The sequence below is a fragment of the Bacillus sp. MMSF_3353 genome (assembly GCF_030733445.1).
Classification (GTDB): domain Bacteria; phylum Bacillota; class Bacilli; order Bacillales; family Bacillaceae_G; genus Bacillus_A; species Bacillus_A wiedmannii.
The window spans coordinates 43,882-65,156 of the sequence record NZ_JASHJA010000008.1; the positions used below are offsets into that span (position 1 = coordinate 43,882).

The 21,275-nt window shown below is 33.2% G+C and carries 29 protein-coding genes and 1 pseudogene; 22 read left to right on the forward strand and 8 right to left on the reverse strand.

The window, feature by feature from the left end; all coding sequences use genetic code 11:
• Nucleotides 1-9 precede the first annotated feature (9 nt).
• The 4 genes from RBB48_RS18050 to RBB48_RS18065 all read left to right on the forward strand — a co-directional run bounded on the left by RBB48_RS18050 (nucleotide 10) and on the right by RBB48_RS18065 (nucleotide 2,598).
• The gene (locus RBB48_RS18050; RefSeq protein ID WP_098856925.1) at nucleotides 10-522 is read left to right on the forward strand and encodes a GNAT family N-acetyltransferase; all 513 of its coding nucleotides are present in this window, start codon (nucleotides 10-12) and stop codon (nucleotides 520-522) included.
• 163 nt (nucleotides 523-685) lie between these two features.
• On the forward strand, nucleotides 686-1,057 hold the full coding sequence (locus tag RBB48_RS18055) for a hypothetical protein (RefSeq protein ID WP_149212804.1): 372 nt from the start codon (nucleotides 686-688) through the stop codon (nucleotides 1,055-1,057).
• A gap of 32 nt (nucleotides 1,058-1,089) precedes the next feature.
• Entirely contained in the window at nucleotides 1,090-1,506 is a 417-nt protein-coding gene (locus RBB48_RS18060; protein WP_306007943.1) for a GNAT family N-acetyltransferase, read from the forward strand.
• Nucleotides 1,507-1,791: 285 nt separating this feature from the next.
• Nucleotides 1,792-2,598, forward strand: coding sequence for a GH25 family lysozyme (locus tag RBB48_RS18065; protein ID WP_306007944.1), 807 nt, complete (start codon nucleotides 1,792-1,794; stop codon nucleotides 2,596-2,598).
• A 17-nt stretch (nucleotides 2,599-2,615) separates the two neighbouring features.
• On the opposite strand, the gene RBB48_RS18070 is transcribed toward RBB48_RS18065, so the two are convergent.
• Nucleotides 2,616-2,828 carry a DUF3006 domain-containing protein gene (locus RBB48_RS18070; RefSeq protein WP_087983863.1) on the reverse strand — a complete coding sequence of 71 codons (213 nt, stop codon included), beginning with the start codon at nucleotides 2,826-2,828 and terminating at the stop codon, nucleotides 2,616-2,618.
• 2 nt (nucleotides 2,829-2,830) lie between these two features.
• Entirely contained in the window at nucleotides 2,831-4,216 is a 1,386-nt protein-coding gene (locus tag RBB48_RS18075) for an S-layer homology domain-containing protein (RefSeq protein ID WP_306007945.1), read from the reverse strand.
• Between the two features lie 307 nt (nucleotides 4,217-4,523).
• Between RBB48_RS18075 and RBB48_RS18080 the strand changes: the two are divergent.
• The 8 genes and pseudogenes from RBB48_RS18080 (at nucleotide 4,524) to RBB48_RS18115 (ending at nucleotide 10,716) form a co-directional block, all read left to right on the forward strand.
• Nucleotides 4,524-4,928, forward strand: a pseudogene (locus tag RBB48_RS18080) (GNAT family N-acetyltransferase).
• A gap of 15 nt (nucleotides 4,929-4,943) precedes the next feature.
• A complete protein-coding gene (locus RBB48_RS18085) occupies nucleotides 4,944-5,297 on the forward strand; it encodes an MmcQ/YjbR family DNA-binding protein (RefSeq protein WP_087983914.1) in 354 nt (117 codons plus the stop codon).
• Between the two features lie 21 nt (nucleotides 5,298-5,318).
• On the forward strand, nucleotides 5,319-6,026 hold the full coding sequence (locus RBB48_RS18090; protein WP_306007946.1) for a class I SAM-dependent methyltransferase: 708 nt from the start codon (nucleotides 5,319-5,321) through the stop codon (nucleotides 6,024-6,026).
• A gap of 65 nt (nucleotides 6,027-6,091) precedes the next feature.
• Nucleotides 6,092-6,478, forward strand: coding sequence for a ribosomal maturation YjgA family protein (locus RBB48_RS18095; RefSeq protein WP_087983866.1), 387 nt, complete (start codon nucleotides 6,092-6,094; stop codon nucleotides 6,476-6,478).
• A gap of 21 nt (nucleotides 6,479-6,499) precedes the next feature.
• Nucleotides 6,500-7,018 carry a DNA topology modulation protein gene (locus RBB48_RS18100; protein WP_306007947.1) on the forward strand — a complete coding sequence of 173 codons (519 nt, stop codon included), beginning with the start codon at nucleotides 6,500-6,502 and terminating at the stop codon, nucleotides 7,016-7,018.
• 65 nt (nucleotides 7,019-7,083) lie between these two features.
• On the forward strand, nucleotides 7,084-7,728 hold the full coding sequence (locus RBB48_RS18105) for a formylglycine-generating enzyme family protein (RefSeq protein WP_306007971.1): 645 nt from the start codon (nucleotides 7,084-7,086) through the stop codon (nucleotides 7,726-7,728).
• Between the two features lie 69 nt (nucleotides 7,729-7,797).
• Entirely contained in the window at nucleotides 7,798-8,991 is a 1,194-nt protein-coding gene (locus RBB48_RS18110; RefSeq protein WP_306007948.1) for a macrolide family glycosyltransferase, read from the forward strand.
• Nucleotides 8,992-9,348: 357 nt separating this feature from the next.
• The gene (locus tag RBB48_RS18115; RefSeq protein WP_306007949.1) at nucleotides 9,349-10,716 is read left to right on the forward strand and encodes a lytic polysaccharide monooxygenase; all 1,368 of its coding nucleotides are present in this window, start codon (nucleotides 9,349-9,351) and stop codon (nucleotides 10,714-10,716) included.
• Nucleotides 10,717-10,833: 117 nt separating this feature from the next.
• On the opposite strand, the gene RBB48_RS18120 is transcribed toward RBB48_RS18115, so the two are convergent.
• The 3 genes from RBB48_RS18120 to RBB48_RS18130 all read right to left on the reverse strand — a co-directional run bounded on the left by RBB48_RS18120 (nucleotide 10,834) and on the right by RBB48_RS18130 (nucleotide 12,770).
• Nucleotides 10,834-11,268, reverse strand: coding sequence for a GNAT family N-acetyltransferase (locus RBB48_RS18120; RefSeq protein ID WP_060486723.1), 435 nt, complete (start codon nucleotides 11,266-11,268; stop codon nucleotides 10,834-10,836).
• Between the two features lie 514 nt (nucleotides 11,269-11,782).
• Entirely contained in the window at nucleotides 11,783-12,445 is a 663-nt protein-coding gene (rpiA, locus tag RBB48_RS18125; RefSeq protein WP_088063930.1) for a ribose-5-phosphate isomerase RpiA, read from the reverse strand.
• Between the two features lie 4 nt (nucleotides 12,446-12,449).
• Nucleotides 12,450-12,770: a 2Fe-2S iron-sulfur cluster-binding protein gene (locus RBB48_RS18130; RefSeq protein ID WP_001125375.1), complete on the reverse strand. Its 321-nt coding sequence runs from the start codon at nucleotides 12,768-12,770 to the stop codon at nucleotides 12,450-12,452.
• Nucleotides 12,771-12,913: 143 nt separating this feature from the next.
• Here RBB48_RS18130 and RBB48_RS18135 point away from each other — a divergent pair, with 143 nt between their 5' ends.
• Nucleotides 12,914-13,600 carry an RNA polymerase subunit sigma-70 gene (locus RBB48_RS18135; protein ID WP_060486724.1) on the forward strand — a complete coding sequence of 229 codons (687 nt, stop codon included), beginning with the start codon at nucleotides 12,914-12,916 and terminating at the stop codon, nucleotides 13,598-13,600.
• 21 nt (nucleotides 13,601-13,621) lie between these two features.
• Complete coding sequence (gene clpP, locus RBB48_RS18140) at nucleotides 13,622-14,203, forward strand: ATP-dependent Clp endopeptidase proteolytic subunit ClpP (RefSeq protein WP_000991621.1); 582 nt, start codon at nucleotides 13,622-13,624, stop codon at nucleotides 14,201-14,203.
• Between the two features lie 44 nt (nucleotides 14,204-14,247).
• Here the strand turns inward: clpP and RBB48_RS18145 are convergent, their stop codons facing one another.
• Nucleotides 14,248-15,105, reverse strand: a complete 858-nt coding sequence (locus RBB48_RS18145) for a glycine betaine ABC transporter substrate-binding protein (RefSeq protein WP_306007950.1) — start codon at nucleotides 15,103-15,105, stop codon at nucleotides 14,248-14,250.
• 171 nt (nucleotides 15,106-15,276) lie between these two features.
• On the opposite strand from RBB48_RS18145, the gene RBB48_RS18150 reads away from it, so the two are divergent.
• Nucleotides 15,277-16,482 (forward strand): quaternary amine ABC transporter ATP-binding protein, encoded by a 1,206-nt coding sequence (locus RBB48_RS18150; protein ID WP_000370614.1) that lies wholly within the window; start codon nucleotides 15,277-15,279, stop codon nucleotides 16,480-16,482.
• On the forward strand, nucleotides 16,475-17,311 hold the full coding sequence (locus RBB48_RS18155; protein WP_000095064.1) for an ABC transporter permease: 837 nt from the start codon (nucleotides 16,475-16,477) through the stop codon (nucleotides 17,309-17,311). Before RBB48_RS18150 ends, RBB48_RS18155 begins: the two co-directional genes overlap by 8 nt.
• A 48-nt stretch (nucleotides 17,312-17,359) precedes the next feature.
• Here the strand turns inward: RBB48_RS18155 and RBB48_RS18160 are convergent, their stop codons facing one another.
• The gene (locus tag RBB48_RS18160; RefSeq protein WP_137013974.1) at nucleotides 17,360-17,596 is read right to left on the reverse strand and encodes a hypothetical protein; all 237 of its coding nucleotides are present in this window, start codon (nucleotides 17,594-17,596) and stop codon (nucleotides 17,360-17,362) included.
• 216 nt (nucleotides 17,597-17,812) lie between these two features.
• Here RBB48_RS18160 and RBB48_RS18165 point away from each other — a divergent pair, with 216 nt between their 5' ends.
• From RBB48_RS18165 to RBB48_RS18190, 6 genes are all read left to right on the forward strand, one after another.
• Nucleotides 17,813-17,980, forward strand: a complete 168-nt coding sequence (locus RBB48_RS18165) for a septum formation initiator (RefSeq protein WP_142291755.1) — start codon at nucleotides 17,813-17,815, stop codon at nucleotides 17,978-17,980.
• Between the two features lie 40 nt (nucleotides 17,981-18,020).
• Nucleotides 18,021-18,572 carry an HIT family protein gene (locus RBB48_RS18170; RefSeq protein WP_142291774.1) on the forward strand — a complete coding sequence of 184 codons (552 nt, stop codon included), beginning with the start codon at nucleotides 18,021-18,023 and terminating at the stop codon, nucleotides 18,570-18,572.
• Nucleotides 18,550-19,392 (forward strand): PP2C family serine/threonine-protein phosphatase, encoded by an 843-nt coding sequence (locus RBB48_RS18175; RefSeq protein WP_137035753.1) that lies wholly within the window; start codon nucleotides 18,550-18,552, stop codon nucleotides 19,390-19,392. The genes RBB48_RS18170 and RBB48_RS18175 overlap by 23 nt, the downstream gene beginning before the upstream one ends.
• A gap of 17 nt (nucleotides 19,393-19,409) precedes the next feature.
• Nucleotides 19,410-19,772, forward strand: coding sequence for a DUF4181 domain-containing protein (locus RBB48_RS18180; protein ID WP_000558206.1), 363 nt, complete (start codon nucleotides 19,410-19,412; stop codon nucleotides 19,770-19,772).
• Between the two features lie 61 nt (nucleotides 19,773-19,833).
• Entirely contained in the window at nucleotides 19,834-20,274 is a 441-nt protein-coding gene (locus RBB48_RS18185; RefSeq protein ID WP_088063678.1) for an NUDIX domain-containing protein, read from the forward strand.
• A gap of 22 nt (nucleotides 20,275-20,296) precedes the next feature.
• A complete protein-coding gene (locus tag RBB48_RS18190) occupies nucleotides 20,297-20,677 on the forward strand; it encodes a DUF4181 domain-containing protein (protein ID WP_060486726.1) in 381 nt (126 codons plus the stop codon).
• 72 nt (nucleotides 20,678-20,749) lie between these two features.
• On the opposite strand, the gene RBB48_RS18195 is transcribed toward RBB48_RS18190, so the two are convergent.
• Nucleotides 20,750-21,268, reverse strand: a complete 519-nt coding sequence (locus RBB48_RS18195; protein WP_306007951.1) for a GrpB family protein — start codon at nucleotides 21,266-21,268, stop codon at nucleotides 20,750-20,752.
• Between the last annotated feature and the right edge of the window lie 7 nt (nucleotides 21,269-21,275).

Consider the following 21,275-nt stretch of genomic DNA (forward strand, 5'->3'; position numbering starts at 1 on the left):
AAGAAAGTGATGATAAGGGAAGCAAGGAAACAAGATGTCACATACATTTTAGATATTTATAATGATGCTATATTGAATACAACAGCCGTCTATACGTATAAACCTGTAACCCTTGAAAATAGAATAGATTGGTATGAACAAAAAAAGGCTAACGGCTATCCGATTTTAGTATGTGAATTAGATAATAAAATAGTAGGATTTGCGACATTTGGCCCGTTTAGAGCTTGGCCTGCCTATAAATATTCAATTGAGCATTCTGTGTACGTTCATAAGGAATGTAGAAAAAATGGGATAGGAACTTCATTAATGAAAGCATTGATCACAGTTGCAAAAGAAAGGGAATATATGACCTTAATTGCTGGAATTGATGCAGAAAATGAGAAAAGCATTGCCTTACATGAAAACTATGGATTTGTTCATGCAGGGACAATTAAGAAGGCTGGTTATAAGTTTAATAGGTGGTTAGATTTAGCTTTTTATCAATTGGAGCTTAATGGTCCTAAAAAGCCTACGGAAGAGTAAATGTTTGCGTTATGCGAATTATGTATTTTAGAAAGGTAGCATGGGGAAATTTCATGCTATCTTTTTTATTGTATGCATAAATATCATGTAACAAAAAAGGTTTTTAATATTCTATATCGAAATTTAAGAATGTGATAAAACAATATAAAAAGAGGTATGAAAATTGAAACGAAACTTAAAAACTTCAACAATTATCATATTAATTTTAACAATTATCGCTTTGGAAGTTGGAATCGCGATTTATGATCATAATCTGTCATTAGATACGATTTACTTTGCAGCAATCCTCATTTGTATAGTATTGCTTTTTGGCACACGTATTTCTAAAGAGAAAGAAAGTACATCGAAACAGAGAGGAAGCAAAACAGCTCTTATATTTTGGCCATCTATTTTATTGTCTATCGCTAGTTTTGCAATTATAAGTTATATAAGAATAGGCTATGTTTCAGTGCCAAGGATAATTGGTTTTTCATGCTTTGTTACTTATGGTGGATTCGTGTTTATTACTATTTTAAAGAGAAAAAATAAAAATTAAAGATAGCTTACTAAGTTGAAATGGAGAAATATATGAAACACATAGAGAATGGTACTCGTACTGAAGGAGAGTACATAAAAAATAAAGTAATTCAATATAACATGTCGATTTTAAGGGATGAAGCAAAACAGCCGATGGAGCAAGTAAGTTTTGTAGTAAAAGATGAGGATGGAAAAATATTTGGTGGGGTAACAGGAACGATGTATTTTTATCATCTTCATATAGATTCTTTATGGGTTGATGAAACAGTTCGTCATGATGGTTATGGCAGTCAACTGTTACATAAAATCGAAGACATCGCGAAGGAAAAAGGGTGTAGATTAATATTATTAGATTCATTTAGTTTTCAAGCGCCAGATTTTTATAAAAAGCACGGCTACCGAGAATATGGTGTTGTTGAAGATCATCCTAAAGGACATAGCCAACACTTTTTAGAGAAGCGGCTATAGTAATAGTATTCGTGCTCTAGAAGAAAAATTGATTTTAAAGGCATCACCAAACAAGGTGATGCTATTTTAATTTTAAAGCAACTACTCAAGCTGATGTAATTATGGGGACAAATAGTACGATTCGTATAGCTATGATTTTCTTTTTTAATGGAAATGAGTTACTGTCTTTGTAGAAGACACTTGTCGTATTTATTATATGTACTAGCAAATACTATTGAATTTTTAGGAGAGGAAGAGCAATAAGACGAGCTCTGAATATAATACTAATAAAGGAGGTGTTAAGCAATGGGTTATATTATAGATATTTCGAAATGGAACGGTAACATTAACTGGGATGTAGCAGCTCCACAACTAGATTTCGTAATCGCTAGGGTACAAGATGGTTCGAATTACGTAGACCCTTTATATAAAAATTACGCTCAAGCATTGAAAATAAGAAATATTCCTTTCGGTAATTATGCATTTTGCCGATTTATTTCAATTGCTGATGCGAAGAAGGAAGCGCAAGATTTTTGGAATCGCGGTGATAAGAGCGCTACAGTTTGGGCGGCTGATGTAGAAGTGAAAACAATGGATGACATGAGAGCAGGTACACAAGCTTTTATCGATGAATTACGCCGACTAGGTGCTAAAAAAGTTGGTTTATATGTTGGCCATCATGTATATGAGCCTTTCGGAATGGCGAACGTAAAAAGTGATTTTGTATGGATTCCTCGATATGGCGGTAATAAACCAGCATATCCTTGTGATATTTGGCAATACACGGAGACAGGTAATGTACCAGGTATCGGCAAATGTGATTTAAATCAATTAATAGGTAATAAACCACTTTCCTGGTTTACTGAATCAGTACCGAAACAAGAAAATATACAAGGACAAGTTTCTAAACAAAATATCATTCAATCTGGAGCCTTTTCACCTGATGAAACTCCAGATGTTATGGGAGCGTTAACTTCTTTAAAAATGACTGCTACCTTCATTTTACAATCGGATGGTTTAACGTATTTTGTTACTGAACCAACTAGTGATACGCAATTAAATGCTATGAAAGGCTGGCTCGATCGAAAAGGTTGGTGGTATGAAGTTAAATAATAAAAATTTACTAGTTGCTATTCAAATAGCTTATTCATTAAATCTTGGATTTCACGTCTTCTTTTATCTGTTTCGTCTTTATCAATTGTATACGTATCATCCTCGATTATAAGAATATCACCTTCTTTTGCAGTAGAAGGGAGTTTGGATTTAGGTACATCAATTGTTACGTTATTCAATTCAATAATTGCTAGTTCGCCTTCAAAACGGTCAATAATACCTCTTTTCATAATTATCTCTCCGTTCTTACAGAAATGTTAGAACCATCACTATTTATAATTACAGTTCCATTTAAATCAGTTCTATATACATTAACAGACATTGAATGTAACTTTGCTAAAGTTTCCTGTGTAGGATGGCCATAACGGTTACCTGCACCTGCACTAATTACAGCGATACTTGGTTTCACTGCATCTAAAAATGGCTGAGAAGAAGATGTCTTACTTCCATGATGACCAGGTTTTAATACGTCAGATTTTAGGTTAGAACCATGTGCTAGAACCATATCTTTTTCACTTTTAGATTCAGCATCACCAGTAAATAAGAAAGATTTGTTACCGTGTGTTACTTTTAATACCGCACTCCACTCATTTAGATCGTTATCGTATTCTTTCACGGGAGCTAAAAATTGTGAGTTTAAACCGTTGATTGGTAAAGTTACTCCAGAATTCGCTTCTTTAATTGTTAATCCTTTGTTAGCTACTGCAGTTAGGAAGTCTTTGAACGTTTGTGTCGTATGACTTACTTTAGGGGCGTAAACGTTTTTTACATTCATAGCATAAAGCACTTCATCTAATCCGCCTACATGATCAGCATCAGGATGAGTGGCAATCATATAATCAATAGTTTGGAATCCTAATCCTTTTAAATAATTTGCTACTACTTTACCTTTGCCGTTGTTACCAGCGTCAATAAGGATCGTTTCTCCACTTGGAGATTTAATAAAAGTAGCATCACCTTGTCCGACATCAATATAATGTACCTCTAAGTTACCTTTAGGCTTAGGAAGAGCTGGACGGAAATTTGGTTCTAATACACGAGCCAAAAATGCAGCGAATTGCTCACGAGTTACTTTTACACCTGGACCAAATGTACCATCAGGCAATCCAGTAGTAATATTATTTTGTGCTAAAATTTTGACATAATTGTAACCCCAGTGATTAGATGGAACATCAGGGAAATTGACGTCTGCACCTGTAGGCTTCAAATTAAAAGTTTTAACTAAAACTACTGCCATTTCTGCACGAGTTAATGAGCGGTCAGGGAAATAGTTTGTTTCACGTTGTACAATGTTATTATGTGCTAACTTATGTACAGAATCATAGTAATAGATACCTTTGGCTACATCGGAAAAAATATGATTATAGCTAGATGGTTTTTCTAATTTTAAGGATAAATCTAGCATTAAGGCCATTTGTCCACGAGTTACATCATCACTCGGTTTAAAAGTTCCTTCTGGCGTACCTTTAATGATACCTTTATCCGATAAATAGTTAATTTCTTTAATTGCCCAATGATTAGATTGGACATCAGGGAAAGATTTAGCACTTGTAAAATTAGGGATGAATAATGATAAAATTATGACAAATGCTGTTAGTAATAAACTAAACTTTTTCAAAAAATCGCCTCACTTTGTGTATTTTTTACCTAATTAACTTTACCATTTCTTGCAAGAAATTCAAGTTTTAATAGTTAAAAATAATATGAGAAATGCTTTTGTTATTATATTCATTAGTTTTCTCTTATTCTGTATATTTGATATACGTAATATGAAAGGATGAGAGTAACGATTGCAATTGTAAAATTGATATTATAAATTTATTTTATGAAGTTTTTTTGTAACAGGTGGGATTCTATAGTTTTATATTGAAAGAAGTAAAGTAAGACAAAATAAATATAATGAGTAATTTGATGGGAGAAAGAAAATGTACACGTATAAATTGCAACATGAACAACCAATCTGCGTAGGCAAAATAAAAAAACTTTATGACTCTGTCGGTTGGTGGCCAGAAAGAAAAGAAATCGATATTCAAAAAATGTTAAAGCATAGTATAGCAATTGGAGTATGGGAAGAAAATGAATTAATCGGATTTGCTTGAGTTGTTTCTGATGGTGTTTTTCGAGCGTACATAGTAGATGTTATTGTGCATGAGATTGTAAGAAATAAAGGGATTGGGGAGAATATGCTTACAATGTTACTTCAAGAAATATCTCATGTTCATATTGTTAGTCTATTTTGTGGAGAGAAATTAATAAAGTTTTATGGTGAACACCAATTTCAAGCGACAAAACAAATTGTAATGCATCGTAATCAAATAGTGAGAGAATAAGAGGTGCCAATGAAAATGAATGCAACAAGAACATATTGTTTATCAAAAAGAAAAGCGACTGAAGATTCTCCTGATGGTTGGAATGCAACATGTATGAGGCTTAATAATAAAATATTTGCGATAATAAACCATGAAGAAGGAGAAAAAGCTGCGATTACATTAAAATGTGATCCAGAACTTGCATTAAGATTAAGAGAAGAGTATCCAGAAGCAATCATTCACGGGTATCATATGAATAAAAAACATTGGAATACAGTGTATATACATAAAGATGTAGAGCAAGAGCAAATTAATAAGATGATTGATTGGTCATATGATTTAGTTCTACAATCATTTTCAAAGAAAAAGCAGCAAGAGTTATTAGATTAATATGTATAAGGGGTGGAAGTAATGAAAGACACGATCAAAGATACATATGATAAATTAGCCAGTACATATAAAGAAAATCTAGACTTGGCAAATCCATATAACAGTTATTATGAAAGACCAGCGATGATGGAGATGATTCCAAAGAATTTAGAAGGGAAGAGTATATTAGATGCTGGATGTGCAGCTGGATGGTATACTACTCAATTTGTAGAAAGGGGAGCAAATGTTACTGCAATTGACGTAAGTTCTGAAATGGTAAAAGCTGCAAAGGAAAGTACGGGTAATAAAGCAACGTTTCTTTGTCATGATTTGCAAGAAGTATTACCATTTGAAGATAATACTTTTGATGTTATTGTAAGTTCGTTAACGCTTCATTACTTAGAAAATTGGGATAAAGTATTTCAGGAGTTTCATCGAGTATTGAAGTCAGGTGGCGAATTTATATACTCCATTCATCATCCTTTTATGGATTTTACAAAGTTTACTAGTGAAAATTATTTCGAAAAACAATTATTAGTAGATACTTGGGTTAAACCAAATATTACAATAGAAGTTAGCTTTTTTAGAAGATCACTCCAAGACATAATTAATGAAACAACAAATTATTTTGTGTTAGATAAAATGGTGGAACCGAGGCCGGTTGAAAAAATGAGAGAAGTAAATGAAACATCATATCATTATCTAAATACAAATCCACATTTTCTTATTATGAAAGCCATTAAAAAATAGGTAGTAAAATAATTATATTTTACTACCTATTTACAGTTTTTAATTACATATTAGGAGATTTTGAGATGAATAAGAAACGAAATAGATTATTATATGCGCTATTTACTATAGTTATAATTATTTTAGGTCTTAGCTCAAGAAAATTAGCTTTTGCGTTACCTCATCTATTAAACGCGTACTTAGGTGATGCTTTATGGGCACTCATGATTTTTACAGGGTTCGGATTTTTATTTCCTAAAATAGACACGAAGAAAGTGGCTTTTATTAGTTTGTTATTTTGCTACGGGATTGAAGTGAGCCAATTATACCATGCTGAATGGATAGATAGCATTCGTACTACGACTTTAGGTGGACTCGTATTAGGTTACGGATTTTTGTGGAGTGATTTAGTTGCTTATACAATTGGTGTTGGGATTGGAATGTTTTGTGAGTTTATGTTACAGAAGAAATAATAGATTTAAAAAGGGGTATGTATGAAAAAAATAATATTAATAGGTTCTGGTGGTTCAGGAAAATCTACATTAGCAAGGCAGTTAGGTAATAAATTAAATATTAGAGTACATCATCTTGATGCGTTATTTTGGAAACCGAATTGGGAAGGTGTACCGAAAGAGGAGCAAAGAAAGGTTCAAAATGAATTAGTTAAAGAAGATGAGTGGATTATTGATGGGAATTATGGCGGGACAATGGAAATAAGAATTAACGCTGCTGATACAATTATCTTTCTTGATATTCATAGAACAATATGTGTTTATCATGCTTTTAAAAGGGTTGTACAATATCGGAATAAAACAAGACCGGATATGGGTGCTGGATGTGAAGAAAGGTTTGATTTGCAATTTTTTAAATGGATATGGCAATATCCTAAAACGAAACGACCCTCAATTTTAAAAAGGCTAAATCAATTGAGTAAGGAAAAAGAGGTTATTATTTTAAAATCTTCAAATGAAGTAAGACTATTTTTAGAGAAATACGATACCATAGATAGTTAGACTATAAAAGGAAGTAACATGGGGGGATAGGATTGAATAGATTCATTAGCCCGGTTGATTCTAATATGGTGAAAATTCCAGCAGGAAAAGTAGAATTAAGAGATGATCGAATAAAAAAACAATGGCAAGTTCAAGTTAAACCGTTTCTTCTTGCAAAGTATGTTGTAACAGTGGAATTATATTATGCTATTATGAATCGTGCACTAAATGGTAATGAAAATAGTAACAAACCAGTTGTAAATATTTCATGGAATGATGCCATTATATTTTGTAATTTATTTTCAAAAAAAGCGGGATTAAAAGAATATTATTCTATTAATGATGGTGGTCAAATTGTTAGTTGTAATTTAGATTCAAATGGGTACCGATTACCTTTTGAAGCAGAGTGGCAATATGCGTGTAAGGCAGGAACTACCGGATACATATATGGAGAACTGAAAGAGATTGCTTGGTACAATGAAAATTCTAGTGGACATATTCATGAGGTCGGAAAAAAAGAACCGAATGCATGGGGACTTTACGATATGTTAGGAAACGTTTGGGAATGGTGCTATGATTTATATGATGAACAAGTGTACGGATCATACCGAATTTTCCGCGGCGGTAGCTGGGCTGAAGCAGCTAGAGGTTGCGGTGCGACTTGTCGTCGCCGTAGCCATCCTACATTTCATATAGATGACCTTGGATTTAGGCTTGCTAGGTCCATTTAGAAGAATAAGACAAAATACCTGTAATACTAATGACAACATAGAAAAGATTTTAATGAAGGAGTGTTTTAAGTGGCACGTGTTTTATTCATTAATACTGGATCAGAAGGACATATAAATCCTACATTGCAAGTTGTAGAAGAATTAGTCTCACGCGGGGAAGAGGTAGTTTATTTTTCAATAGAATCTTTTAGAGAGCGTATTGAGAAGACGGGTGCTACTGTACGAACAATTGACGATCAAAAATTTATAAATGCTTTTCTTTCCGGTGGTCGAAATTATTTACCAGAGAGAATAAATGGTCTTTTACATACGGCAGATGTTATTATACCAAATGTTCTTGAACAAATTGAAGGGGAACAGTTTGATTACATCATTCATGATTCAATGTTTGGCTGTGGCCGTTTAATTGCTCAAATTCTAAATCTTCCAGCAATAAATTCTTGTACATCTTTTGCACAGAATGAAAAATCATTTGAACAAATGTTGGATTACTTGTCTAAAAGTATCCCAATGGAAGTTCAGGATAGGATACATAATGATTTTGAAAGATTAACTAAGGGGATTGCGGAAAAATATAGTGTTGAAATAAACTCACCATATGAAGTTTTCTGTAATCCAGCGCCACTTACTATTGTGTATACAATAAAAGAGTTCCAACCTTTTGGAGATATGTTTAATGAAACATTTAAATTTGTAGGTCCATCCATCCCTGCACAAGTAAAAGATGAAGAGTTTGATTTTACTACAATTGAAGAAAAAAGCCCGATTTACATTTCACTAGGCACTGTTTTTAATGAATCGCTTGATTTTTATAAACTTTGTATGAAGGCGTTCGAGAATAGTGATCATACTATTGTTATGTCTATTGGTAATAAAACAAAAATAAGTGATTTAGGTAACATTCCTAAAAACTTCATTGTAAAAAACTATGTACCACAAACTAAACTACTTGCATATACAAAGTTGTTTATTACACATGGCGGAATGAACAGTACACATGAAGGATTAAATAACGGGATTCCACTCATTGTAATTCCTCAAAGTGCAGATCAGCCAGTAATCGCAAAGCAAGTAGAGAATCTAGGAGCTGGGATTAAGTTATCTATAAATGAATTAACTGTGGAACAACTACGTGAAAGTGTAGAATTTGTATTAAATAATCCATCATATAAAGAAGCTGCATTGAATTTGAAGGAGTCTTTCCGAAAATCTGGTGGCTATAAGAAAGCTGCTGATGAGATTTTTACATTTATAGGTCAGTAATAAATGTAAGATTATACATGAGAAGAGTGTCTATATGAAATGGTATAGACACTCTTCTTTTATATGAAGCGGAGAATTCGTTGTTTTGAAAGGTTAAATATTCTGTTTTATAAATTCGGACCATAGTTTTACGTGTTACTAATGCTTTCATCATTTCTGCACAACTTCTGCACATACTTTGATGATTTTTATGTCATGATATATTCATCAAGTGAAATGTTTCACAAGAAATGAAATATATTTTCACTGCGGTGTATGCATAATTAACACATACATCGATACAAAATTGTCTCTTGTTATTCTTTTACATCGAAGCCCACATTACACTACAAAGTATAACAAGAAGGGGACAGGAACATGAATAATCGATTATTAAAACAACTACAAAACATGAAAATGAACAAAAAAAGTCTAGGAGCTGTTGCATTAACAGCTGGAATTATTGGCACGACACTTATTCCTCAAAACGCATACGCGCACGGTTTTGTTGAAAAGCCTAGCAGCCGATCTGCTTTATGTAGTCCAACCTATGGTGCACTAAATGCAAACTGTGGAAGTGTTATGTATGAACCACAAAGTTTGGAAGCTCCAAAAGGGTTCCCGCAAGCTGGCCCAGTTGATGGCCAAATCGCTTCTGCAGGTGGTAAATTTGGTGGTGTTTTAGATCAACAAACAGCTGATCGTTGGTTTAAAAATACAATCACAGGCGGGGAAAATACTTTTACTTGGAAATATACAGCGCCTCACTTAACAAGTAAATGGCATTACTATATTACAAAAAAAGAATGGAACCCAAATAAAGCGCTCACAAGAGCAGATTTAGAACCAATTGGAACTGTACAACATGATGGTTCTGCAGCCTCAAATCATTTAACTCACAAAATCAATGTGCCTACTGATCGTAGTGGATATCATGTGATTTTAGCAGTATGGGATGTAGCTGATACAGCAAATGCATTTTATAATGTAATTGATGTTAATCTTATTAATGATGTGAAACCGGACATAGAAGCTCCAAGTAGTCCAAATGGAATTCAGACACAAAACGTAACAGCGAATAGTATAGAACTAACGTGGAACGCTTCTACGGATAATGTAGGGGTAAAAGGGTATCAAATCTTCCGTAACGGAGAGATGATTGATACAGTACCAGGAACTCATTTTATTGATAAAAAATTACAACCAAGTACAGAATACTCTTATACTGTAAAAGCAATTGACTCAGCTGGAAATGTATCGGAAGAAAGTGCAGCGCTTACAGTAAAAACAACAGTTGAGGCGCCTGATACAGAAGTACCAACACAACCAAAAGGATTACATAGTATGGGAACGACAGCGTCAAGTGTGGATCTAATGTGGAGTCCCTCTGACGATAATATTGGTGTAGACCATTACGATATTTATAGAGAAACAGAAGGATCATTGAAAAAAATTGCAACATCCAATACGACTTCTTATATGGATAAAAATTTACTTCCTAATACTACTTATAAATATGTAGTGAAAGCTGTTGATGTAGCTGGAAATGAATCTGTACAGAGTGATATATTCACAATTACTACAAAAACTGAAAGCGCTTCATATGAAGAGTGGAATGCAAAGAAAGCATATGAAAAGGGAGATAGAGTTCTACACGAGGGAAAAGTATATGAAGCTGTCCAGAGTTATCAAGGAAATGGGGATCCAAACTGGATTTATGCCTTATCATTATGGAAAACAGTGTAAGCTTTACCTAGATATGAACTAAGAGATGATGGGCTTTGATGCAAAAGAAAATCTTGAGAATTCACTTTTCTATTTATAAAAAAGGGTAGTATATAAATTCATATACTACCCTTTTTATTATGATAGTACTTTCGTCATAATAACGTGCGGAATACCATCTTCAATAAATACATCAGAAGAAGTTTGATAATCTAATTTTTTATAAAATCCTTCAGCTTGTGTTTGACCGTGTAGTTTTACTTTTGTAGCTTCTTTGTCACGAGCAATTTCTTCTAGCGCTTTGATTATTACTTTTCCTAATCCGTATTTACGATAGTCTTTTAAAATACAGATGCGTTCTAATTTTCCTGCACCGTCAACAAATCGTATACGACCTGTACCTACAGGAAGATCGTTATAATAAACTAAAATATGTTTGCATTTCTCACCAATTTTATCGAATGTATCGAATTCATCTTCAAGAGGGACATTTTGTTCTTTTACAAATACTTCTTTTCGAATATGAAAGGCAGTTTCTAAATCTGTAAGTTCTGTTATGATTTTGGAGTGCAAATTGTTCAGCCCTTTCTAGAGTGATGTTCTTTTGTTTTCATAGTATATCATACTTCAACATTATTTTATTTTTTGTGCTTGAACAATAAAAAAGATGGAAGTTAAATTTTTCATAAAATAAATGATTTTGAGTTTCTGACGTCAAAAAGAATATATTATGAACTAACGCCTGCAATCAATATGGAAAAGGAGAGGCTGTATAATGTCATTATTAATAACTACATTATTTCTTATTTTCCTTTCTAATTTCATTATTCATATTCTGTTAAAAAGCAAAATAAATAAAATTACCCTCAATTTTGTTAGTGGTGTAGTAATGTTACCTGGTATACCTATATTTTGGTTCATTATATATAGCCGTAAAACAACATCTAATGATTTTTACTTTCCGTTAATTGTTACAGTAATTTTTATTATAATGTTTGTAATTCATACAATTAGATTCGTTACCAATGACATGAAAAAAGGATGAGGAAGCACCTCATCCTTTTTAACTACACGGAATAAAGCGGATTTATAATTCCTCTATTCCGTTTTCAGTTCCAATAATCGCCTTGCTAGTCATATTAACAAACAACCCTGTTTCAACTACACCTGTAATCATTTTTAATTGAGTGTGTAAATTGGCTGGATTAGATATGTTATGAGGGAATATACAATCGATAATCATGTTTTTGTTATCGGTAATAAACGTTTCGTTATTTTTTAAACGTAACGTTGTTTGACAACCTAAAGATTGAATTTTCCTTTCGGTTTGTTTCCATGAAAAAGGTATAATTTCAACAGGTACTGGGAAAGTACCTAAATGTGTTACAAGTTTCGATTCGTCAGCAATAATAATTAGTTCTTTGGAGGAAGTGGCAACAATTTTCTCGCGAAGTAATGCGCCACCACCACCTTTTATAAGTTGTAAATTAGCATCAATTTCATCCGCTCCATCAATTGTAAGATCAAGGCTTTGTACGTCGTTTAACGAAATTAGAGAGATATTTAGTTGTTTAGCTAATACTTCCGTTTCTTTTGACGTTGGTACAGCTTGAAATGCTAAGCCTTCTTTTACACGCTCACCTAATTTTTGTATCGTCCAATATACAGTAGAACCTGTGCCAAGTCCAACTTTCATCCCATATTTTACAAAGTTTGCAGCATATTCACCAGCGAGCTGTTTTAAATTCAGCATATTATTCTGCTGGACGTGGGCCTGCATCTAGACCTGAATTTTCCACTGTAAGTATAGGACGAACGACTATATCTTTATGTACGTGCATTTGGCATGATAAACGTAAGTGATCTTCAATTCCTTTTTCCGTAATTGCATTTTTTTCATTAGAACTTGCTTCACAAAACTCACCTGCTATAATTTCTACTCTACAAGTTGTGCAGCGTGCTTTCCCACCGCAGCGATGGAGAATGTGTACACCGTTATCTTCGATCGCTAATACTAACTTTGTGCCTTCTTTTACATCAAAAGTTCCCGCACCTTCAATTGTTAATTTTGGCAAATTTGTTCCTCCTCACGTAAAATTGTACATAACATATTTATGACCGCGAATTATTGAACATAAACATAATTTTTTTATATGCCCCGTAACTTTTTTATTTGTTTAATCGTTAATTAAGTAAGCGCTGAAAAGGAGTGGTTATTTTGTGCACAAAAGTAACTCATATTTTAAAGAATCATATCGATATGAATCATTCAAATATAAACTTTTTAATTGAGCAATATGGAGAATTGAAAAGGTACTGTACATTTTTAACGAAAAACAAATGGGACGGCGAAGATCTTGCTCAAGAAACAGTTTGTAAAGTTCTTCAAAAATATAGTAATAAAGATATTTGTATGACGCTTGTATATAAAATAGCTAGAAATCGCTGGATAGACCAGATGAAATCAAAATCAGTCCATGAAAAAATAAAGGAACAAATTATTTTTGATGCCCCACAAGAGAACATTGCAGATTTGCATGAAATGGTAGGGAAAGTATTATCGTCATTAAATGTACAACAATCCACAATTTTATTATTAAAAGATGTTTTTCAATATAGTATCGCTGATATTGCTAAAGTATGTTCCGTATCAGAAGGTGCAGTAAAAGCCTCTTTATTTCGGAGTAGAAATAGGCTGAAAACTGTAAGCGAAGAAGGGATAGAGATTGTCGAATTCACAGATGATATTGAAGTTGTAGTAACGTCTATTCGTGAGGAGAGACCAGAATTATTAACGAAACTCCTTCCGACAATAGATTTTACTAAGTTACCATCTATACAGCCAGTCTTATTGTTTTATGCGAAAAACCCTTCTTCCTACAGTTGTATGCTTTGCGTTGCATAACAATTATTGGAGGGATTTAAAATGAATGCAATTCCATATGTAGTAGAACAAACGAAATTAGGAGAACGTTCCTATGATATATATTCAAGGTTATTAAAAGATCGTATTATTATTATCGGTTCAGAAATAAATGATCAAGTAGCGAGTAGTGTCGTAGCTCAATTATTATTTTTAGAAGCGGAAGATGCAGAGAAAGATATATATTTATACATCAATAGCCCAGGTGGTTCAACAACAGCGGGTTTTGCCATATTAGATACGATGAATCTCATTAAACCAGATGTACAAACGCTATGCATGGGATTTGCAGCATCATTTGGTGCATTGTTATTATTATCAGGTGCAAAAGGAAAACGGTTTGCGCTCCCTAACAGTGAAATTATGATTCATCAGCCACTTGGTGGTGCGCAAGGCCAGGCAACAGAAATTGAAATAACAGCGAAAAGAATACTAAAGTTAAAGCGTGATATTAATAAAATGATTGCAGAAAAAACGGGGCAATCGATTGAAAGAGTAGCACATGATACAGAAAGAGATTATTTTATGACTGCTGAAGAAGCGAAAGAATATGGGATTGTAGATGATGTTGTTACGAAAAAATAAGATAAAACAGGCTAGAGGAATAGCATATCCTCTAGCCTGTTTTATTAATCTTTTACCCATTCATCAACTAGCGCTTGATTCTCTTCAATCCATTTGCGCGCCGCTTCTTCAGGGTCTTTCGTTTTATTTAACATGACCATTAATGTACCAAGTTGTTCATCGTTCATTTTCCATTTGTCAAAGTATTTCACGATATCTGGATAATCTTTTTCGAAACCTTTACGAACAGAGTAATAAATATCATCTTTTTCACCATATACTTTCTTAGGGTCTTTTAAATATTTTAAGTCAAATTCTGAAAAGCCCCAATGCGGATTCCAAAGCGTAACAGCGATTGGTTTCTTTTTCGTATATGCTTTCTTTAATTCACTCATCATCGCAGCTTCAGAAGATTGGACAAGTTTTAGTTTAATATCATATTCCTTCATCGCTTTATTTGTTAAATTCATAAGACTACTACCGGGTTCGATACCGACAATTTTGTTATCTAGTTCATCTTTATGAGCATTTAAATCCTCAATACTGTTAATGTTTTTCATATAAGAAGGGACGACAAGGCCAAGTCCAGTACCTTCATACCATTTTGATTTTAAGACTATATCATCTTTATAACGAGCATTTAGCGGTTTATCCGTAACAGGTAGCCATACTTCTAAATTAGCATCAACATCACCGCGAGCAACGCCAGTCCAAATTGCAGCTTTTTCTAAGTACATGAGCTCAACTTTGTAACCTTTTTGTTCTAATAAAACTTTCCACATGTTTGCCGTTGCAATGTTTTCTTTCCAACTTGTTACACCAAGTTTAATTTTTCCTTTCGAATTTGCATTTGTTGCATTACATGAAGAGAATATCATAGTAATAAATAATGCAAGGCATATAAGCCATATTTTCTTTTTCATCGAAACCCTCCTAAGAAATGTTTGCCTTTTTAAATAAATGTATAAGTAAGCATTCTTATTATGAACGGAAACGCGAATTTTAAAGAAATCTTATGAATGTCATTTTTATGTAATATTTCTTTGTAAAATCGCAACACTATATGAATAGATGGGTAGAAAAGGAGTAGTGACATGGATAATACAAAGGTGCGTGTTGAAAACGTAACAAAAGTATTTGGGAAACACCCGCAAAGAGCGCTGTCTTTATTAAAAGAAGGAAAAAGCAAATCGGAAATTTTGAAAGAGACAGGAATGAACGTTGGTGTAAAAAAGGCAACCTTTGAAGTATATACTGGAGAGATTTTCGTTATTATGGGTTTGTCTGGTAGCGGGAAATCTACGTTAGTTCGGATGTTAAACCAATTAATTAAACCAACAGCGGGGCATATATACATAGATGGTGAAGATATCGCAACGATGGGAAAAGAAGAGTTGCGAAGAGTGAGAAGAACGAAGATGAGTATGGTGTTTCAAAAGTTCGCTTTATTTCCACATCGTACAGTGATACAAAATGTTGCGTACGGGTTAGAAATTCAAGGAGTTCCAGTAGAGGAACGAGAGAATAAAGCGTTAGAATCGCTACAGTTAGTAGGACTTGATCATCATAAAGATAATTATCCAAGTCAACTTAGTGGCGGTATGCAGCAACGTGTTGGAATCGCAAGGGCATTAACAAATAATCCAGATGTATTGTTAATGGATGAGTCATTTAGTGCATTAGACCCACTGATTCGAAAAGAAATGCAAGATGAGCTGTTAGAATTACAAGATAAAATGGAGAAAACAATTATTTTTATTACACATGATTTAGATGAAGCTCTTCGAATTGGAGATCGTATCGCATTAATGAAAGATGGAGAGATTGTCCAAATTGGAACACCGGAAGAAATTATGATGAGTCCTGCCAATGAATTTGTAGAGAAATTCGTAGCGGATGTAAATTTAGGAAAAGTAATTACGGCGGAATCTATATTAAAACGACCGGAGACTTTATTAATTGATCGTGGACCGCGTGTAGCACTTCAAATTATGAGGAACGCTGGCGTTTCTACTGTGTATGTTGTTAACAAAAAGTATGAGTTTTTAGGGATATTAACGGCAGATGATGCGAGTAAAGCCGTTCAAAAACAGTGGCCAATTGCTGATTTATTACTTACCGATATCCCGCATGTGTATTTAGATACTTTACTTGAAGAAACGTATGCGAAAATGGCGGAGATGAAATATCCGTTACCAGTAATTGATGAGAAGAAAAGGCTTAGAGGAATTATTAAACGCGAAAGTGTCATTCAAGCTCTTGCAGGTAATATTGAGGAAGAGGTGAAAGACGATGAGTAGTATACCACGTATTCCATTAGGGGAATGGGTCGATTCATTTGTTGCAAGTTTATATGAGCACCTTGAAGGCTTATTCCGAGGATTCTCTTATATTATCGGTGGATTCGTTGATTTACTCACTAATTTTTTAACAATAATACCGGCCATATTGATGATTATTATCCTTTGTTTCCTCATTTGGTACACAACGAGAAAGGTATCTTTAATTATTTTTACACTGATTGGTTTATTATTTATTTTAAATATTAACTACTGGGCACAGACGATGCAAACATTAGCACTTGTACTTACGTCTGTTATTATTTCAATTATTGTAGGAATCCCAATCGGAATTTTAGCTTCTCAAAATGAACGATTCTCAAAATTTTTAAAACCGACATTAGACTTTATGCAAACAATGCCGGCTTTCGTATATCTTATTCCTGCAATTACATTTTTCGGAGTAGGTGTAGTGCCTGGGATTATCGCATCCGTAATCTTTGCAATGCCACCGACAATTCGTTTTACTGACTTAGGAATTAGACAAGTTCCAGAAGATTTAATTGAAGCAGCGAATGCGTTTGGCTCTACCGCATCACAAAAATTATTTAAAGTACAATTACCACTCGCAACTGGAACAATCATGGCTGGTGTGAACCAAAGTATAATGCTTTCTTTATCGATGGTAGTAACAGCATCTCTTGTAGGAGCACCAGGTCTTGGAGTTGATGTATACCGTTCTGTAACACAAGTTAATATTGGAATGGGATTTGAAGCCGGACTAGCTATTGTTGTCATTGCGATTATATTAGACCGCATTACACAAGGATTTCATCAAAAAAGAAGATAAAAGGAAAACACACTTTATTATACAAAGTGTGTTTTTTTGTTCAAAAAGTTACATACGAACGATAACAGAACCGCCAGCTGGTGTGCAAACTTGGTTTTGTTGTTGTTCCATTGATTTAATTAATTGATTATTTTCGTCGATTAATGAGATTAGTTTCGCTAATTGACTTTCAAGACTTGCAATACGCTGCATCATATATTGTGAATCTTGATGCAATGTATTCCTTACGGGATGGGGGGAATATACATATTGTTGATTTATATTTGGATTCCAACGAGGATGCATTTGAATCGTTCCTCCTTAAATGACTTACTGATATTTCTTATAGTAAATGCCTATATATATTTAATGGTTACTTGAAATTTTTCATTATAAAAGGAGTATGTACAGAAAATGGAAAATATTATATGTGAAGTTATAGTGCATTTTTTGGAAATATTCAAGTGAGATAGTGAATATATTAATACATTCAAGTAAATGTATGTTATTTAGGGAGAAATGATGGGAGGAGATGCAATTTTGGCTAAAAATAATAAAAGGAATGATGCCTTGGCAATAGGTGTCGGTATAGGGGTTGTAATCGGTGTATTTCAAAGCTTTTTTACTAATAATTTAGTAATCGGAATTGTGATTGGAATCGTAATTGGGATTGCGTTTTTGAAGAAATAATAAGGTGCAAATTTATTTCAAAAATTGCCGAATTGAAAGAATGAATTTTCGGAATATAAATCCTATTTTTCCTTTTTTTATGATATTATTAATAAAAAGGATGGTGATGGATATGTCAACAAATAATCAAGTAGAACGAAAATGCTTTATTTGCGAGAAACATAAAGGAAATATTACAGTTCCGGGTGGAGCTATTTATGAAGATGAACTCGTTTATGTTGGACATGTCCACTGGGATAGTGAAGAAACATACCTTGGTTATGTAATGATAGATATAAAAAGACATATACCTGGTCTTGCTGAACTAACAGATGAGGAAGCGAAAACGTTCGGACTTATAACAAGTAGAGTAAGTAAAGCGTTAAAAGAAAGCGAAGGTGCAGAGCATATTTACACTTTTGTTTCAGGAAATGGTGTACCACATATGCACATGCACATCATACCGCGTTATCCAAATACACCCAAAGAATTTTGGTCACCAACTGAAGTAGCGAAATGGACTGATGCGCCATATGGTGACGAAGAGAAAATCAAAAAAATATGTGAAAGAATACGAAAGTATATGGTAAATGAGTATGCATACAACAAATAATAGACAATATTCATGGGTTGGAAATACAGAAATGTGTTTAGGAGAAATTTCAGTTAAACAATATGGTGACGTTGTACTTGGAAAATACGGTGGGAATATAAGCGCCGGAGCAAAAAAGAACGAAGATGGTGCGTTAGTTTGGTCAAATGGTGATTGGGAATTTGCAGCTATTTTAGATGGACATAATAGTGCGGAAAGTGTTGATTTAGTAGTAAATACAATCCAAAAAGAATATGAAAATATAAAAGTAATGATGAATGAATCGATTGATACAGTATTTCGATCTGTTGAAAATCATCTACTTACAATCTTTCAATCCCTCTCATTTAAAGAAAAGTGCAAAAGAGTAAAAGGGGAAACAGCGTGCTTAATATGTGTAAGAAAAGAAAACTACATATGGTGGTTATCTATTGGTGATTGTTTAGTTTATGTATTTCATGAAGAGTTACATAAGTTAGGACAATATGCATTAAATCAACGTCATTTTTACGAATGGATTGGAAATATAAACACATTTAATTTACCAGTCCCTTGCTATTCAACAGGAATTCGTGAATTACGTGCTGGAAAGAATCGAATTGTAATAGTCACAGATGGGGTATTAGAATGCGGGGAACGTCATTATGAAACACCATTGAATCTGTATAATGATATGAACGGAAGTAATGTAGAACTAAAAGAAAATGTTCATAATGTTTTAGAACACGTTCATCAGCAATTAGGGAGAGATAGTGCGACTATTATTAGTTGGGACGTAGAGAACAAAATGAGTACTACGTATCCGAGTGATCAGCCGGAGAAAATCCAGACGATAAGATAAAGGAGGTGATCTCTCTAATGCATGTGAAAGTAATTGTATTAGTTTTATGGATCATATTCTTATTTGTTTTAGAAAATATAGTGAGAAAAAGGCTAAATATACCGAAACAAAAAGGATGGAATAATAAATATGTAAATAAGCTGCATAAATGGGGAAACAGGATTATTATTTTTTCGTATATAGTAGTTATAATTATATGTTCTTCTCTTTCGAACCCTCTATACATGGGCTTCCTACCCTTTCTGTTTTTAATTACGTTGTATAGTTTCGAATCATATATGGAATGGAAATATGATAGAGAATCAAGGGAGTTTTTGATGTCCTTAGGCGGAGTTGTATCACTATTGATAACGGGGATAATTCTATATTTCCTTATTTAATACGTATTGATTAAGACACTATGGCAATATCACAAAATGAGCAATTATAGGGAGAGAAGAAATGAAAAGTCCTCGATTACGTGCTGAAGTAATGATTTTAAATGAAGATCATTCTAACGTACTTGTACAATGTGATTTAAGAGAAACATTTTATCGTTTTCCAGGAGGTTACATTGAATTTGGTGAAACAGCAAAAGAAGCAATAGTAAGAGAATTAATAGAAGAATACAATTTGAAGATTGATGTTCAAGAATTGGCAGTAGTAAATGAACATATTTTCGAGTGGGACAACGAAAAAGGACATCATTGTACATTGATACATAGGGGAATTGTTAAAGACCGGGGAATAAATGAAATTAGACATAAAGAATATGAGGATATTATATTAATTTGGAAAAATATAAATGAATTAAAGGAGAGGTCCACATATCCTGAAGGAATTGTAAGTTATTTAGAAGAGAATAAACGTAATATAGTCCACTCTATTTCTAAAAATAAATAAAGTAATAAGAAGGGGGATAACAATGGGTATTTCTACAATCTTGATTATTATTATTGGACTGGCTATAGGAGGTTACTTTTTAGAACAGTGTTTAAGAATAAAATTAAATATGGAGAAAAGAGGCTTCTTCGGATATAAGCATGTGAATAGTTTACATGTAAAAATAGAAATAGGACTTATTATTATTTATATAATAGGTAGTTGTTATTATATGTTTAAATTTGAAAACTCTAAAATGGCTTATGTCATGTTCATTTATTTAGGGATATCATCGACTTTAAGAGCATGGATGGAATGGAAGTATGATAGAGAATCAAAAGAATATATACTCTCGATAACGGGAATGGTTGCATTTATATTGATGCTCTCAATACTAGTTTATTTCGTTCCACCTGCTGCATAATAAGGTGATTATTGATGGTACAAATCAAGAGTTAACTAATAAATAAGAAACCATTGAGTAGTAAATGGTTTCTTATTTAAATTTATCATTTATTTTAGCTATAATAGATGTAACGAAATTTGTTTTATCCTCAGCATATTTATGTTTATCATTAGGATTAGCTTGTGAAAGTTGAATCTTTAACTGTTCATACTGTATACGAGAAGTCTTATTGTTTATTAAGTAATCTCTGAATTGTAATTGTTCTATTAAATATGTATTTCCTTGTTCATACATATGAATTTGATGAGTTCGTGGTTCTCCTTTATTAAAATAATATCGTTCAGGTAGTACATCTTTTCTGTATTTATAGTTTAGCAGTTCTAACTTTTTAATACATGTTAAACCGTCCGTATAATCTTCTAATTCGATTGCAATATCAATAATTGGCTTTGCACTTAAATGTGGAATAGAGGTACTACCAATATGGTGTACTGCTAAAATATGTTCGCCAATTTGTTCCTCAATGAATTGTTTCTCTTTCATAAATTCAATTTCCCATTGTTCAGTCCACGGAACTAAAAACACTTTTCCATACGGTAAACCTAACATTTAATTA